Below are 16321 nucleotides of genomic sequence, written 5' to 3'. Positions count from 1 at the left end.
GGACGGAAAGCTACTGTCGCAGCAACGGATTTGCGATCCTTGCGCACCTACCCGTGCCCCGCAACTAGCGGGGCCACCCTCGCAGAGACAGTTACACAACGGACGCGGCCAGTGCCCCCGGCTACCTGTCCTCGGAAGAGTCAGACGTAACTACCCGCCAGCGCCGGTTCCTCGGCCTCTGCGGACACGTCGGTGTGGGGTTCGAAGCGGACGAACATGGCTTTGAAGCCGGGGGTGTTGGATTCGCGGGCGACGTTTTCCTTGTGGACCAGGGCGTTGGCTTCGGGGAAGTACGCGGCGGAGCAGCCCTTCGCGGTGGGGTAGGCCACGAGCCGGAACTTCTCGGCGCGGCGGTCAACGCCGCCGAAGGTGCTGACGACGTCCACGAGGTCGCGGTCGTTGTAGCCCTGTTCGGCGAGGTCTTCGGGGTGGATGAGGATCACGCGGCGGCCGCCGGAGATGCCGCGGTAGCGGTCGTCCAGGCCGTAGTAGGTGGTGTTGTACTGGTCGTGGCTGCGGATGGTCTGCAGCACCAGGTGCCCGGCCGGCGGGGTGAGGTATTCCAGCGGGCTGACGGTGAACCGGCCGCGGCCAATGTCCGTGGCGAACGAGCGGGTGTCCCGGGGCGGGTTGGGCAGCACAAACCCGTTTTTGGTCCGGACCCGGGCGTTGAAGTCCTCGAACCCGGGCAGGACCCGTTCGATGTGGTCGCGGATCACGTCGTAGTCCTCAGCCATGGCCTTCCAGTCCACCGGGTGGTCAGGGCCGAAGGTCGCCTCGGCCATCCGGGCCACGATCACCGGCTCGGCGAGCAGGTGCTCCGAGACCGGCGTCAGCCGGCCCTGGGTGGAGTGGACCACGGACATGGAGTCCTCCACGGACAGGAACTGCGCGCCCTTGGGGTGCTTGTCATCCTTGTCCGTCCGGCCCAGCGTGGGCAGGATCAGCGAGGTACGGCCGTGGACGATGTGGGAGCGGTTGGGCTTGGTGGAGATGTGCACGGTCAGCCCGATCCGCTGCATCCCTGCCTCCAGCATTTCCGTGTCGGAGCAGGCCAGCGAGAAGTTGCCGCCCATCGAGACGAACACGTCCACCTCGTCGCGTTCGAACGCCTCCATGGCCTCGACGGCGTCGTAACCATGGTGCCGCGGGGAGGCGATGCCGAACTCGGTATCCAGCGCTTCCAGGAGCCATTCCTTGGGTTTTTCCCAGATGCCCATGGTCCGGTCACCCTGGACGTTGGAGTGCCCGCGCACCGGGCAGGCGCCGGCGCCGGGCTTGCCGAAGTTGCCCTGCAGCAGCAGGACGTTGACCATTTCCTTGATGGTGTCCACCGAGTGCGGCTGCTGCGTCACGCCCAGAGCCCAGCAGAAGATGGTGGCCTTGGACTTGATGAGCATCCCGGCCACTGTCTCGATCTGTTCCCGGGACAGCCCGCTGGCCTGCTCGGTCTCAGCCCAGTCCAGCTCCTTGCGGGCGTCGCGGTAGGCATCGAACCCGTCGGTCTGGGCAGCGATGAAGGAATGGTCCACGACAGAACCCGGGTTCCGCTCCTCCTCCGCCAGCAGCAGGTGCCCCAGCGCCTGGAACAGGGCCAGGTCCCCGCCGACCTTGATCTGCAGGTACTCATCGGCCAGCGGCGTGCCGCCCCCGACCACACCGGAGACGGTCTGCGGGTCCTTGAAGTTGAACAGCCCGGCCTCGGGCAGCGGGTTGACCGCCACCACCTTGCCGCCCTTGTCCTTGCATTCCTTCAGCGCGGACAGCATGCGGGGGTGGTTGGTGCCGGGGTTCTGGCCCACCACGAAGATCAGCTCGGAATCGTGGATGTCCTCCAGGGACACGGTGCCCTTGCCGATGCCGATGGTCGGGTTCAGTGCCGAGCCGGAGGACTCGTGGCACATGTTGGAGCAGTCCGGCAGGTTGTTGGTGCCCAGCGCCCGGGCGAACAGCTGGTACATAAAAGCGGTCTCGTTCGCGGTCCGGCCCGAGGTGTAGAACACGCACCGGTCAGCCGTTGTGGCCCGCACGTGTTCACCGACCAGCTCAAACGCCTCGGCCCAGGAAACCGGCGAATAGTGCGTCTCACCGGGCCGGATCACCACCGGTTCGCTCAGCCGGCCCTGGTTCCCGAGCCAGTACTCCGTCTTGGTGGAGAGTTCGGCGATCGAGTGCTTGGCCCAGAACTCCGCCCCCACGGTCCGCAGGGTGTTCTCCTCCGCCACGGCCTTCGCGCCGTTCTCGCAGAACTCGGCCGCCTTGCGCTTCTTGTCCGACTCCGGCCAGGCACAGCCCGGGCAGTCAAAACCGCCGCGCTGGTTCAGCCGCAGCAACGACTGGGCCGTGCGCGTCACACCCGCCTGCGCCACCGCGCGTTCCAGCGCCACCATGACGGCCTTCACCCCGGCGGCCTCGGTCTTGGGCTTGTGGACCTCGAGGTCGTCCTCGTTGATGTCCGCAACGGGGGCGGGCTGCTTACCGAACTTCACTGGCTACCTTTCTATGCGCAACACCGCTGACCGGTCTTGCTTTTGATACGTAGCGTCCGCCCGCGAAAACGGGCCAGAAGTCTGTTGAGGAGTTAGCGAGAAGGTTCGGCGAACCTGTACGCGCTGACGCGGCGGACGCCTTGATCAGCACGGTTTAGCTCCATGCAGAGTAGACGCACAGTTATGCCCCGATAGTAGGGGGACGCCTTTAGACGTGTCACCGTACAGTTCGTCAAAAAACGTTCTTCTGGCTGTACAAATCGCCGAAGGAAGCAGGGCGGCGCCCATAGAATTAGCCCTGTGACCGAGTCCTTCCGCATCCGGCCTGCCCGCACCAGCGACGTGTCCGCCATCAAAAAGTTGGTTGCCCCTCTGGCGGAGCAACGGATCTTGATGGCGAAGGAGACGGTGGCTTACTACGAAAGCCTGCAGGAGTTCCGAATCGCGGAGTCCAGCCAGGATGAGGTAATCGGCTGTGGCGCCCTGCATGTCATGTGGGAGGATCTGGCAGAGGTCCGCACATTGGCTGCTTCCAGGGATTGGCGCGGACACGGCGTGGGGCACGCGCTGATGGGGAGTCTGCTGGAGGAGGCCCGGGCGTTGGGTGTTGCCCGCGTTTTCTGCCTCACCTTCGAGGTGGACTTCTTTAAGGGCCACGGCTTCGAGGTCATGGCTGACCAGTCCGTTATAGATCCGGTGGTGTACTCGGAGCTCCTCCGCTCACACGACGAAGGCGTTGCGGAGTTCCTGGACCTCGCCCGCGTGAAGCCCAACACCTTGGGTAACACACGCATGATCCGGTATCTCTAGGCCGCGACATGGCAACGAAGAGGTCTTAATCTCGGGCTTCGAAGTGTGGCTGCTCGGCGCCATTGGCGCTTGAGAATCGCAGAGGTATGAGCTGGGTTATTCCGGTCTAGTTCCCGAGGGGCTTCGCTCCGCCGTGGGGATGGAAAATATACGTCGCGGGCACCTGAGCCGGTGATATCTGGTGTTGTTCCATGGTGCGGGGCAGACTTGATGAGTGTCTTTCGGTCGTCCCCGATGCTTCTATGGTGCCGGTGAGCCTGTGGGCTAGTTTGGTGGTGGAGGGCACAGCTTTTTGTCCGCGGGACGGTGGAATGTTGCCTTCGAGCACGTATGTCAGATTTGTTGTTTATCCGCCCTCCCCGGAACACAGACGCCTTGTCCGCACGAACGGTTTCGGAAGGTGATCCACCATGGAGGTCATTCACTCGCGCTGCGCGGGTGTCGATGTTTCGAAGAAGGACGCTAAGGTCTGCGTCCGTATCCAGGGCCGCGGCAACCGGCCCACCACGTCCACCGTCACGACCTGGGCCGCGATGACCGCGCGGATCCTGGACCTGAGGGACCACCTGCTGAACGAACACGTGACCCTGGTCGTGATGGAAGCCACCAGCGACTACTGGCGCCCTTTCTACTACCTGCTCGAAGACGAAGGCCTGGACGTGATCCTGGTTAACGCCCGCGACGCCAGAAACGTCCCCGGCCGCAAAACCGATGTCTCGGACGCGGCCTGGCTCGCCGATCTCGGCGCTCACGGGCTGGTCCGAGCCTCCTTCGTGCCCCCGCCACCGGTACGCGAGCTGCGGGACCTGACCCGCGCCCGGACACTAATCACCCGTGAACGCACCAGGGAAATGCAGCGCCTGGAGAAACTGCTCGAGGACGCGTGCATCAAACTGTCCTCGGTAGCCTCGGACATCACCGGGCTCTCGGGACGGCTGATGCTGCAGGCACTCATCGAAGGGGAGGACGACCCCGCCGTACTGGCGGAACTGGCCCACGGGAGGATGCGTGCAAAGATCCCCGAGCTCACCGACGCACTCACCGGCCGGTTCAGCGACCATCACCGCTACATGGCGGCCCTCTATCTGCACCGCATCGATGCCCACACCGCCGACATCAAAGACCTCAGCGCCAGAATCGAGGAGGCGATGGAGCCCTTTCGCCTCGCCCGGGAGCTCCTGACCAGCATCCCGGGATTCAGCACCACCATCGCCGAGGTCTTCATCGCCGAAACCGGAGCCGACATGAGGGTCTTCCCGACACCGCAACAGCTGGCATCCTGGGCAGGCACGTCCCCCGGAGCCAACGAATCCGCCGGCCGGATCAAATCCACCAAGACCCGCCCGGGCAACAGATACCTCAAAGGCGCCCTGGGCATCGCGGCCCTCTCGGCGGTACGGTCCAACGGCACATACTTCTCAGCGAAGTACCGGCGCATCGCTTTCCGGCGCGGACCCGTTAAGGCTCTCGTTGCGGTCGAACATGTCATGCTCACCGCGGCCTGGCACATGCTCGCCACCGGCGAACTCTACCGCGACCCCGGAGCCGACTACTTCACGCAACGCACACCCGCCAAGGCAAAAGCCCGCGCAATCGGACAACTCGAATCCCTGGGTTACCAGGTCACCCTCGAGCCCCTGCACCAAACTGGATAAATCGCCCCCTGCCGGCAACCATTCGCCCAACCCTCATTTTCATGTCAGGGGTAAGCGGCTTGCAAATCCGGATATGAGTGTTTGGAGACCGAATTTGATTGCTGCTTCCGGCCTTCGTACGGGTGGCGTGGAGTGAATGACCAGGCGCGCCCCGTAGGGCAACAGCGGTGCGAATGAAAGCGCCGACGTTCACCATAATCCCAACGGCGGCGCTGCTGGCGGCGTGGTCAGGGTGGACTGCACTCACTCGGTCGGCACTGACAATACGCCCCGCAACGCAAACAGTTTGGCCGCCCTTGGCCGCTTCCCAGATTGTGCAGGAACGCATGGCCCGGATGCTGGGCGAACTTGCCACCATGCAACCCACGGCGATGCAGGCGACACGCCTGCACGAAGCCGGCAATCCCCAAGCGGAGCAATCGTCCCTGGCAACATACACGTGCACCGGCAGTAGTTATCCGGCCATGGTCAACCCTCATGGGCAGTACGCGTGGCCGGCACGGGCCAGGCAGGCCGCTTGCCTTCGACATTCAGCGCTGTGGTTTCAGTTCCTAGTGTGAAGATGGTCGTTGCTTGATCATCTGTCCAAGCAACGACCATCCCACCTAGCATGTACCTATGGGAGCTGTCACCAGAGGCTGCGTGGGCAATGCCTGCCGATCGATAAGCCGGCCCTCTTTATAGATCGCCTCAATGCTTTCAAGATTACGGACATCTTCGAGCGGATCGCGGTCGAGAAGCAGGAAATCACCAAGTTTTCCAACCTCCACCGTCCCAATGTCATTACCCTTGTTGTAGGCGTCGGCGACTTTGCTCGTCATGGATTGAAGTATTGAGGAAGGTGACATGCCTTTCTGATGGAGCGCGCGGGCCCATGCGAAGTGGTCGGTTCCGATGCTCCACGGGCGTTCACGGTCGCCAATCTCACCAGTATCGGCAAGAACGTCACGGGACGTACAACCGGCGTCAGTCCCTAGTACTATCGGGGCATCAGCGGTAATCAGCATCTTCTCGTTCAGAATGTGCTGGAACCCACCATAGGCAGCAATCGGGTGGCCAAGGGCCTCTAATTTCTCTTGGTACGGGTGGGTCACTGACTGCACCCCGCAGTGGATGCCTTTGGTTATGATTTGGTCAACAATGTCACCATCGAGGGGAGTCTGGGAAGTCATAGTTGCGTGGATCATAAGATCTGCGTCCAAGTCGATAGCCAACTGGACTGCCTCCACTGATTGAGTGTGTGTGAGTAGAGGCAAACCCGCTGACTTTGTTTCCTCAGCGAGCACCCGAAGGACCCGTTCGCTGAATGTCAGATAGGCACGTTTGGAACCAGTGACTCCGTAAAGGTGATCGCTGATGGCGATCTTGACCATGTCGACTCCCGTGTCGATATAGTCCCGGATGACAGCCCGTATTTCAGTTGGTGACATCAAGCTTGTTCCAGCGCCCACACCAGCATCGAACAAGGAGTCCATACGATCCGCAAACGTTTTGCTGATGACTGATCTGGCCATTTGATTGAAGTCAAGGCTGAACGGACCGCCCATACCGACAATGTTTCCCGCTGCAAAAATCCGGGGACCTTCGATAGCACCCGAATTGATTCGGTCCCTGGCGGTGAGCACAGGCTGGTGCGCGTTCCAGGTATCAAAGACCGTCGTGCAACCACCCTTGAGGGCCAGCTGCGCAGCTTCTTCACATACTTCGTGGAACTGCCCCTCCCATCTTGAGAGGTATTCAATACCCCCAATACCCATCATCATGATGCCGTCCAAGAGATGAACATTTCCGTTGACGAAGCCCGGGATGAGCCACTTTCCCGTGCCATCGACAAGATCTACGCCAGCGGGAATCTCGAAGGATCCATCAGGCCCAACCTTACTGAAGCGACCGTTCTCCACCAGGACGGTGTGGCCAGTACGGACAATTCCACCCGTTCCGTCGACAACGGCAGCGGATCTAATAGCGACAGACGAGCCCATAATGGGTTCCTTCCGATAGATGAAGTGATGAGATATAAGGCATGGTGGAGGGTCCCGAGTGGGTGAGTTGCAGCCACCGGCGGTGGACTTACTCAAAGGTCTGTCTGCAGGGGGACACCAATGCAAGGCTTGATACCCAGTGGAGGGCTTGGGAAAAATATAGTTTCGAACGTATGGGTTGACAAGGCCTCATTGATATTTGTCTGCAGTCTGCGCCAGACCTCAGCCCCCCGAGGTTGAGCACCAAGAGAAGCCGCTGCTTGCCTGCGAGGGCGCGGACTTACCCGCGAGGCCCTACAAGAATGGTTCGTACAAAATTATGCAAAATTTCGGGAAACCCCGTGATCTAAATCATAGAATTTTAGATGAATGAACTTCATCGATCCGGAGGTTTCGTAATGCGATCGCATACTCGAGCACTCACACCCGTCTCGTCTAGAGCTGACGACCAACTGGGTTCCGTTGTTGGCGCACGAGAAGAAAGTGTCCAGGCTGGGCTGGAGATGTTCCACAAGGGGGGTAACGCCGTTGATGCCGCCGTGGCGGCAGCTTTAGTTGCCGGAGTCATAGAACCTACGGAGACCACTCTTGCTGGTTCTGGCTTCCTTCTCTATAGCGACGGCGGTGCAGCGCCGCCGCAGTCCGTGGAGTTCGGGCCGAAGGCTCCACTAGCGGCAACCCCTGACATGTTCCTTCTGGATTCCCATGCGCCAGCTGCCGCGATTCTGGGTATCCACTCGGTCATGGACAACGCAAACGTAGACGGCCCTCGTGCCAACGGAGTCCCCAGAACCCTTCTCGGTCTGCTACTTGCGCAGGAGCGTTGGGGACGGCTTTCCAGGAAAGACGTATGCGAGCCAGCTATCAAGTCTGCTTATGAAGGGTTCAGGTCTGACTCGTGGTTTGTTCTTAACGCCATGAGCGACCTTGAGCGGCTCAGGAAAGACCCGGCCTGCTCTCGGATTTTTCTTGCCGATGACGGCTTGCCCCGAGGACGGTCTTCGCAGCGGTTCTATGGTCCTTCTTTTGGTGAAGGGGAGAGGATCCGCCAACAGGAGTTGGGGGCAACGTTGGAAGAGGTAGCCTCTTCGTCCCTGCGGACCCTTGTGGACGGGGACGTCGCCGCACGTCTGGTGATGTCCTCGAAAGAGATGGGTGGTCTTCTGACCGTGGAGGATTTCAAGGCGTCCACTCCATTAATCGGTCCGGCGAAAAGCATCCATTACCGAGGCGCTCAAGTATCCGTGCCCAGGTCTCCAGGTGGTGGGCTGACCGAGTTGCAGATCCTTAAGATCTGGGAGTCCATTTATCCTGACGCTTCCAAAGGCAAGGAGAGCCCCGAGAGACTGAGAAGCCTTGCTTTGGCCATCCGCCATGCGTTTGCCGATCGGTATCACTGGTTGGGTGACCCAGATTTCGTGTCCGTCCCTGAGCGGGGACTGCTGGATCCGTCCTACATTGCTGGCATCGCGGCCCTCTGTGCCAATGGTGATGACGTCGCTCATTGGAACGATGACGTTCCCTGGCGTACGTTTGCCACCCGTCGGCCACATGATCCCTCATTTGCTTCTGGTGAGACCGCACCAAATTGGTCTCCTCTCGGTGCATCGGCGCCCACCAGCGGAACTACCCACATATCAGCAACGGACGTTCAGGGCCGTACGGTAGCTATCACCCACACGGCAGCAAATCATTTTGGCAGTGGTGTGATTTGTCCTCGCACCGGTCTGCTTTTTGACTCGGCAATGGCTTGGTTCAATGCTCTGCCTCAGGCAGCTAACAGCATCTCGGGGGGAGCGAGACCCGTTGCGAACATGGGACCGTCCATCGTTACTCACGGTAGGAGAAGCATGGCCGTGGGGGCCTCTGGCGGCCGACGCATCATCAGTGCTGTCGCCCAGCTAATCATCAACCTGGTTGATGAAGGAATGTCGGCCGAGGAGGCCCTGCAACAGCCACGTATTGATGCCAGCGGCACGACGATTACAGTGCCCAAAACGCTTCTTGCTGGCACGCATCATCTACAGGGTCTGGGTTGCACCGTCGTTCCTGAGGTCAACGACCCTTACGCCATCGACTACGCCCGTCCCAACATTGCGATCACCAGCGACGGGAAAACATCATCCGCAATCGAATCCGCAGCTTACGGAGATTGAGAGACCTACTGTCATGCAACAAAACGTCGAAACCCAGGCTACCGCCGAGAGTAATAAACCGGGGAAGGTGTCACCACTTCGTGCCTTTCTCATTTCAGGGCTTGGAACCGCCCTTGAATACTATGACTTCCTTATTTACGGCCTGGCCGCAGGTCTGGTATTCAACACCGTCTTCTTCCCCTCCGTCGAACCGATCATCGGAACGCTTTTTGCATTTGCTGCTTTCGGAACAGGTTTCGTCGCTCGTCCGCTGGGAGGAATCATAATCGGTCACTTCGGGGACAAGTTTGGCCGGCGACGAATGCTTATTCTTACCCTGGTGACCATGGGTGTGAGCACCTTCCTCATCGGGCTGCTCCCGGACTTTGCCACCATCGGTATCTGGGCGCCGATACTGCTCGTTGCGCTGCGCCTTGTGCAGGGCTTCGCAGCAGGTGGCGAATGGGGCGGCGCGGCCCTGTTTGGTATGGAAAATGCTCCCCCCAACCGTCGGGGTCTCTGGGGTAGTTTCACCAGCACCGGGATCGGCATCGGGACGCTGCTCGGCGTTGGCGTGTTCACGCTCATAAGTCTTGCCTTCGACGGCCAGCTGGCTCCCTTCGCCTGGCGAATTCCGTTCCTTATCGGGGGCGTCCTCGTCATCATCGGCCTCTTCGCCAGGATGGCAATGCCGGAGGAAAAGAAGGTTGCTAACGAAGGACAAGGATTGCCTCTCGTAGCCGCCGTCCGACGCAGCCCCCGCACGATACTTTTGGCACTCGGAGTCAGCTACGGGTACAACACGATTGCTTATATCTCCTTCACCTTCTTCCTCTCCTACCTCAAAGGCATCGGTTATGGCTCCACCGAGAGCCTCGTGGGCCAGCTCGTGTTCAGTGCAGTGCTGATTCTGAGCGCACCGTTCTTTGCCCTCCTCTCGGACAAGTACGGCCGGAAGAAGGTCATGGTTTCCGGAGGACTCGCGATGGCAGGTTATCTTTACCTCTACTTCCCCATGGTGAACACTCACAGCATCTTTATGGTCGTGGTCAGCTTCGCAATAATAGGTTTGTTGATCGGTGTCACCCAAGGCCCGATTCCTACGTTCCTCGGCGAACAGTTCCCTGCGCGCATGCGATACAGCGGCATGTCTGTCGCATATCAGATAGGTGCAGCCCTGGGCGGCGGAACTGCTTCGTTCGTGGCTACGGGTCTGCTGGTCCTCTCCGGGAACAACCCCCTGTCCGTAACGGTCTACGGATCTTTCGCAATGCTTGTGCTCGTACTATGCTCACTAGGACTGCGCGAGACCGCGCACTTATCGAATGCTGAAATTGATGACCACAACAGGGACCGGGCCATCGCCTGATCCGGGGAAAAATACCGCCCGCCTGATAGATGTGGCCGCAGCTGCAGGGGTGTCACTGACGACGGCATCCCATAGCTTTACCGGTAAGAGATACGTTGCACTCGAAACCAAGCAAAATATCTGGCGGATCGCAGCCCGCCTTGGCTACACCAATCAATCGGCGCAGCGTAATGTGGCCATCCTGCTTCGTCCCCCGGAGTCGCTGCAATCATCTGAGTTCGGCACCACCTCGTTCGCGAATCTCGCCGGAGCCCTAGCTCTGGCCGCAATGACACGGGGGTTCAATGCGCTCACTGCCCGCGACATCGATGATGTCGCGGGCAGTGTCTCGCGCCTTGACGGGTGCATCCTCATTGCCCCGAATCATCAGGACGACGCTTTGCGGAAAATTCTGGCATCGGGCTTACCTGTCGTCTCGTACGATCCTGATCCTGGCTTGCGCGAGTTTCACTGGTGGGTTGGTGCCGGGTACGAAAAATCGACCATCCAGCTTTTAAGGCACCTCCGTGAAAGCGGTTCTGAACGTACTGCGCTTCTTGTAGGAAGCACGGACAACATGTACAGGCGAGGAGTCATCTCCGCCTACATGCATTTCGTCGGATCGACGGCTGCCCCCCCCCTGCTTCGTGTCGCAGACACAAGGGGTGGCAGAGCGGTAGCGGCAGCAATCTCCGCGGAACTATTTCGGATCGCCAATCCACCGGACGCCATCATGACCAGTTCAAGTATCTTTGCGGCCGGCGTTCTCGATGCTGCCCACGAGGCGTCCATAGCGGTTCCAGAAGAGCTCATGATCGCCACAATGACAGATGGACCATTAGCTGAGTTCGCCGAGGTACCTCTTACAGGACTGCGAATTGATACACAGAGATCGGCCGAAGCTGTGCTGGATCTGCTGATCAAGAATCTGCGGGGGAGCAGTTACCCAATCGAGAATCAGCGCATCGATCTTCAGCTCATAAGAAGGCGTTCCACGCGGTAACTTGCGGACGCGTCCTTCCTCACGGCGGGGAATTGCTGTTGGAGCTTTCAGTGCAGTTACTAGTCCTGCGAGTCTCGAAGCCACGCACAGCGGGTCCGACTAGCTAACTCCTAGATAAGTACGACTGCTGAAAACTCGGCGAGCCGGACTGCCGGAAGGGCCTCACTCATGGGCCGGTGAGGTGACGTCATCGGCAAGGTCCACCACGCAGTGCACTCCCCGCCGACGTCGGTATTTTCGGGATCATCGTGATCGGGGCCCTGCTGCAGGTCACCTCCGACAACATCATCATGCAGGTACCCGCCGCCGTCGCGGTCCTGCTGGCCGGCATTAACATCTTCGTCACCCGCCGCTGCTCGAACGCGTCTGGGGGCGAATGCATGACCGGAATCAAGGACTCCCAGGCGGACGCTGGCCTCTATGAACCTACTGCCGGACGACTGACCCCGGGGCAGCTGTCCGCTCTCACCTGGGTAGTCCTGTCCATCAATTCCTTCAACCGTGTTGCCATCAGCGCTCCTGCAAGGCAAGGTGGCTCCCGCAGGCAGCGCTAACCCGGGGCTACGCCAGGCTGCCCAGTTCGATGAGGCTGCCGGGCCTGCCGGGATGCTCCCATGCAGTGGTCCCGGCCGTGAGCTCCCTTCGGCAGGCTTGGCACCAGGTTCCGGAACTGGACTCGGATCCGCAGGTGGTGCAGACGATCCGCAGAGCCTTTCCGCCCGGAGACTCGGTGTGGCGCCGGCCCCAGGCCAAGAGCGCGTGCAGGACGGGCAGCGCCTCTGTTCCTGCGGGCGTCAGGTGGTATTCGTTCCGCGGGCGGGTTCCGGCGCTGTAGGGCTCGGCTACCAGCACGCCGGCTTCAACCAGGCGGCGGAGCCGTTCGCTGAGCACATTGTCTGCCACTTTCAGGGACTTCTTGATCCCCTCGAACCGCCGGTTGCCCATGAACACTTCCCTGAGGACCAGCAAAGACCACGGGTCGCCAAAAACATCGGCTGCCCTGGCGATGGGGCATTTGTCCTCTGACCAACTGGTCCGAAGCGGCATCGGGTTCCTTCCTCACGGTACTTACTATCTTAGAGCAAGCTTGTTTACTTTTCTAAAGAAAGCTCGTAGTTTAGTTGTAGGCGCCGGCCCGGCGCGCCCATCAGCCACCCCTTGCGTACCGGAGTCCAGCATGCCCTCAGCACCACCATCAGCTCATTTACGGACAGAAGGCAGGAGGACGAGCCGGCGTCCGGAAGGATTCGCCTTCGCGGGAACTGCCAGTGCCTTCGTGGGCCTGTACCTTGCCGCCGGGGCGCCTACTCCGCTGCTGACCTACTACCAGCAGCAATGGAACTTCGCGGCACCAGTGCTGACCCTGGCATTCGCGGTGTATTCCGGAGGGTTCCTCTTGGCCCTCCTCACCGCCGGGTCCCTTTCCGACCATGTGGGCCGCCGCCCTGTCCTCCTCGGCGCCCTGTCGGTTCAGCTCGTCTCGATGATCATGTTCCTGACAGCCACCGATATTGGCACCGTGATCGCCGCGCGGGTTGTCCAGGGACTTGCCACCGGAGCCGCCACCAGCGCCTTCAGTGCCGCCCTGGTGGAGCTGGCACCCCCTAATCGGAAAAAGCTGGGAACCGTCCTGGGCAGTGTTGGCGTTGCCGGCGGGCTGGCAGTCGGAGCTTTGCTCGCAGGGCTGGCCATCGAGTATGCACCGTGGCCGGACACCTTGGTCTTCATCGCACTGTCCGCAGTTACCGTGTTGGGGATGGTGGCTACCGCCATTGCTCCAGAAAGCGGCGTTCGCAGGCACGGGGCCCTTCGCTCCCTTGTTCCCCGCGTCAGGGTTCCCGCGGCAGCCCGCGGCGAGTTCTCCGGTGCGGCTCCCGCTGTAGCCGCCGGCTGGATGCTTGCAGCCCTGTCCCTGGGCCTCGCCCCGTCCATCGTGCGGCATGCCCTCCAGATCGAGAGCGGACTCCTGACCGGCTTCGCGGTGTTTGTGGGACCGGCTGCTGCCGCGGTTGCTGGCCTTGCATTTATGCGGATTGGAGCGCGCAACGGAATGGTCCTGGGCGTGATGGCGTCGATCCTGGGTACTGCCGGGATCCTGTCCGGGGTGCTTGCGGGCAGCTTGGGACTGATGGTTGCAGGCCAGGTGGTGGGCGGGGTTGGCTTCGGGGCAGCCTTCGCCGCGGCGTTGCGCCTGGTAATGCCCCTGGCTGCTCCGGAGGAGAGGGGCGGGGTGGTGGCGGCGGTATATATCCTGGCCTACGCCGCCTTCAGCATCCCCGTCATACTTGCAGGGCTCCTGGTCCCCACCTTTGGCCTGGTGCCGGCGGTGGCCGCCTACGGAACCGCGACACTCCTCCTGGGAGTGATCAGCCTGATCCGGCAACTAGGCATGCGGGCTGCGGACAGGCGTAGCAATTCCCGGAGACCGGCTGAAAACGAGGACCTTTGCAGAGAAGCTGAAGAGGTAATTTCATGACAAACAACACCCCGTCGGAACGCTCAGAAATCTTTACTTGGGCGGATCCGGCAATCGCACTCGAACAGCTGCCGCTGCTGTCGGGGCTGGAATACATGTCCGGCCTGCGTGACGGCAGCATAGCCCCACCGCCGATCGCTTCCCTCATGAAGTTTGATCTCGTCGAGGCGAGCAACGGACATGTCCAGTTCAAGTGCGAGCCGGGAGAAGCACATTACAACCCCCTCGGAATAGTGCACGGCGGCCTGGCCTGCACGCTCCTCGACACCGTGCTCGGTTGCGCAGCACACAGCACGTTGGATGCAGGGACCGGTTACACCTCCATCGATCTGGCGGTCAAGTACTTGCGGCCAATCACCCTCCGCAAAGGTGCCCTTCGCGCCGAGGGGTCAGTCGTGAAATCCGGTTCCCGGGTGATCTTCACTGAAGGCCGCCTCAGCACAGCCGGCGGAGAACTCCTAGCCACCGCAACGAGCACGCTGCTGATCTTCAGACACGAGATGGCTGACTGACACCGCCCACCGTTGCTGCGCAAACGCCGGTCGCCATGACCGCACATCGTCTCAGGACGCCCTTTTCCTCCGGCATACCCCGTCGGGAGTGCCGACTGTGAGCGGTTCGGGATTCCCCTGGGGCCCGCCGGTTTGGGCGTGGCCTGGTCCGCGGCCAGGAGCTTACTCAGATCCCGATGTGTGCTAGGAAACCCTGTAGGAGCGGACAGCTCTGTGACTGGTCCTGACCGTCTTGAACATGTTCCGGAGCCTTCCCCGGAAAGGAACAATCGGGGCGATCTCAGACATGAACTGGTGGGCCAATCGCTCCCTTCATCTCGTTGGTAGGGATCCTGCTTCCAAGCGAACGGGCCGCGGCTGACAGCCATGCCCTACAGGCATAGCAATAAGATCGTGATCGGCGTTGGCGGTTTCCAACCGGTGATATAACGTCATTCGGCGGACGGCGGCCAGCACCTAGGTGCCCGGCGGGGCATGTTTGCGGCTCCCCGGCTGAATCAGCAGGGGAGCCGCACTTCGTTTCCGGGCAGAACGGAGGATCAGCCTTGGCTGATGTCGCTCTTTTTCGTTTCCGGGAGCATGAACCAAAGGACGAGCAACATGACCAGGGAGACAGCTCCGAGGTAGTAGGCCGGTGCGACCGTGTTTCCTGTGGCTGCAACGAGACTGGCAGCCACGAGAGGCCCTGGGCCTGCCAGCAGTGCCAGGGCCACGTTGTGTCCTAGAGCCGCGCCAGTTGAACGGATGGATGCAGGGAAAACCTCTACCAGCAGGACGACGTTCATGGTCCCAGTGATGCTGACCAGTACTGCCAGTACCGACGCGCCCAACAACACCAGAGCGAACGTTCCCGTGCTCATCAACATGAAGATGGGAATGCTCAACAAAGTGAGCCCGAGGGCGCCTGTCAACACAACTGGGCGGCGTCCGATGCGGTCGCTGAGGGCTCCCACCAGCGGGTTTGCGATTACGTGGATGAGCAATGCGATTGCGCAGGCGGCTAGTGCCTCTGGCCTGGGCATGCCTACGACGCCCGAAAGGTAGTTGTTTGCGTACGTGACCAGATAGTAAAGGCCCACGCCGAACAGTGCAGAGAACGACAGCGCCAGGATGAATGATTTAGCCTTCACTTTTGCGGGCACAGCTTGCAGCTCATTGTTTTCGCGCTGTCGGGCCAGGTGCTCGTAGACTGGCGTATCCTCCAGCTTTTGGCGGATGTATATAGCCACAACGCACATCACCAGGGATGCAATGAACGGTATGCGCCACCCCCAGCCGGCTACATCCGCCGGCGACAGGATCAGATTAATTCCGGTAGCGGCTCCTGTGCCGACTAGGAAGGCAAGGCCCGCCGTCACCGTAATTAGGCTCGCGTGCAGCCCACGTTTATGAGCAGGAGCACTTTCTCCCAGGTATGTGGCAGCCGCCGACCATTCACCGCCGACCATCATGCCTTGTACGAAGCGGAGGATGACTATTGCGATGGAACCCGCGACGCCGATCGTGGCATACGAGGGAGTGAGGCCTATGAGCGCTGTGGTCACTCCCATGCCCAGTACTGTTGTGAGCAGGACGGCCTTGCGCCCGTGGCGATCGCCGATGGGGCCCAGTATCAACGCTCCGAGCGGCCGGGAAATGAATCCGACGGCAAAGACCGCCAACGATGCCAGCATTTCCGTGGTTGGATTTCCCGTTGGGAAAAATTGGGCGCCGATAACAGCGGCGAAGTATCCGTATATGGCGAAGTCAAACCACTCCATGAAATTGCCGATGCCGACAGCGAGCTGACGCTTTCGGATATCGGCACGCGCCAAGGGCGTGATGGGCGGGGCGAGGACTTGAGATGTTGGCGGACGGGTGTTCTTCATGGTGTGCTCCTTGGGTGAACTGTCGTTGGGTTCTACAGTTCCT

At 60.8% G+C, this 16321-nt stretch carries 12 protein-coding genes and 1 pseudogene; 9 read left to right on the top strand and 4 right to left on the bottom strand.

What is annotated here, in order from left to right; genetic code table 11:
• Positions 1 to 140: 140 nt before the first annotated feature.
• The gene (locus M1D93_RS21060) at positions 141 to 2489 is read right to left on the bottom strand and encodes an FdhF/YdeP family oxidoreductase (protein WP_461175188.1); all 2349 of its coding nucleotides are present in this window, start codon (positions 2487 to 2489) and stop codon (positions 141 to 143) included.
• 300 nt (positions 2490 to 2789) lie between these two features.
• Between M1D93_RS21060 and M1D93_RS21055 the strand changes: the two genes are divergently transcribed.
• The 3 genes from M1D93_RS21055 to M1D93_RS21045 all read left to right on the top strand — a co-directional run bounded on the left by M1D93_RS21055 (position 2790) and on the right by M1D93_RS21045 (position 5514).
• On the top strand, positions 2790 to 3299 hold the full coding sequence (locus tag M1D93_RS21055) for an amino-acid N-acetyltransferase (RefSeq protein ID WP_461175187.1): 510 nt from the start codon (positions 2790 to 2792) through the stop codon (positions 3297 to 3299).
• Positions 3300 to 3709: 410 nt separating this feature from the next.
• Complete coding sequence (locus tag M1D93_RS21050) at positions 3710 to 4954, top strand: IS110 family RNA-guided transposase (RefSeq protein ID WP_461175186.1); 1245 nt, start codon at positions 3710 to 3712, stop codon at positions 4952 to 4954.
• Between the two features lie 173 nt (positions 4955 to 5127).
• Positions 5128 to 5514, top strand: a complete 387-nt coding sequence (locus M1D93_RS21045) for an acyl-CoA dehydrogenase family protein (protein ID WP_461175185.1) — start codon at positions 5128 to 5130, stop codon at positions 5512 to 5514.
• A 45-nt stretch (positions 5515 to 5559) separates the two neighbouring features.
• Here the strand turns inward: M1D93_RS21045 and M1D93_RS21040 are convergent, their stop codons facing one another.
• Entirely contained in the window at positions 5560 to 6936 is a 1377-nt protein-coding gene (locus M1D93_RS21040) for an amidohydrolase family protein (RefSeq protein WP_461175184.1), read from the bottom strand.
• A gap of 365 nt (positions 6937 to 7301) precedes the next feature.
• On the opposite strand from M1D93_RS21040, the gene M1D93_RS21035 reads away from it, so the two are divergent.
• The 4 genes and pseudogenes from M1D93_RS21035 to M1D93_RS21020 form a co-directional block, all read left to right on the top strand.
• Positions 7302 to 9092: a gamma-glutamyltransferase gene (locus tag M1D93_RS21035; RefSeq protein WP_461175183.1), complete on the top strand. Its 1791-nt coding sequence runs from the start codon at positions 7302 to 7304 to the stop codon at positions 9090 to 9092.
• Positions 9093 to 9105: 13 nt separating this feature from the next.
• Positions 9106 to 10440 carry an MFS transporter gene (locus tag M1D93_RS21030; protein ID WP_461175182.1) on the top strand — a complete coding sequence of 445 codons (1335 nt, stop codon included), beginning with the start codon at positions 9106 to 9108 and terminating at the stop codon, positions 10438 to 10440.
• Complete coding sequence (locus M1D93_RS21025) at positions 10397 to 11422, top strand: LacI family DNA-binding transcriptional regulator (RefSeq protein ID WP_461175181.1); 1026 nt, start codon at positions 10397 to 10399, stop codon at positions 11420 to 11422. Before M1D93_RS21030 ends, M1D93_RS21025 begins: the two co-directional genes overlap by 44 nt.
• A 186-nt stretch (positions 11423 to 11608) precedes the next feature.
• Positions 11609 to 11775: pseudogene (locus M1D93_RS21020) on the top strand (proton-translocating transhydrogenase family protein); the annotation flags it as partial.
• A 208-nt stretch (positions 11776 to 11983) separates the two neighbouring features.
• Here M1D93_RS21020 and M1D93_RS21015 read toward each other — a convergent pair.
• On the bottom strand, positions 11984 to 12469 hold the full coding sequence (locus M1D93_RS21015; protein ID WP_461175180.1) for a winged helix-turn-helix transcriptional regulator: 486 nt from the start codon (positions 12467 to 12469) through the stop codon (positions 11984 to 11986).
• 229 nt (positions 12470 to 12698) lie between these two features.
• Here M1D93_RS21015 and M1D93_RS21010 point away from each other — a divergent pair, with 229 nt between their 5' ends.
• A complete protein-coding gene (locus M1D93_RS21010; protein WP_461175179.1) occupies positions 12699 to 13898 on the top strand; it encodes an MFS transporter in 1200 nt (399 codons plus the stop codon).
• Positions 13895 to 14410 (top strand): PaaI family thioesterase, encoded by a 516-nt coding sequence (locus M1D93_RS21005; protein ID WP_461175178.1) that lies wholly within the window; start codon positions 13895 to 13897, stop codon positions 14408 to 14410. The genes M1D93_RS21010 and M1D93_RS21005 overlap by 4 nt, the downstream gene beginning before the upstream one ends.
• Before the next feature lie 539 nt (positions 14411 to 14949).
• Here the strand turns inward: M1D93_RS21005 and M1D93_RS21000 are convergent.
• The gene (locus M1D93_RS21000; RefSeq protein WP_461175177.1) at positions 14950 to 16278 is read right to left on the bottom strand and encodes an MFS transporter; all 1329 of its coding nucleotides are present in this window, start codon (positions 16276 to 16278) and stop codon (positions 14950 to 14952) included.
• Between the last annotated feature and the right edge of the window lie 43 nt (positions 16279 to 16321).

Source organism: Arthrobacter sp. Z1-9 (assembly GCF_054792695.1).
The sequence above is the reverse complement of the archived record's forward strand: the minus strand, read 5'-3'. Positions and strand labels throughout refer to the sequence as shown.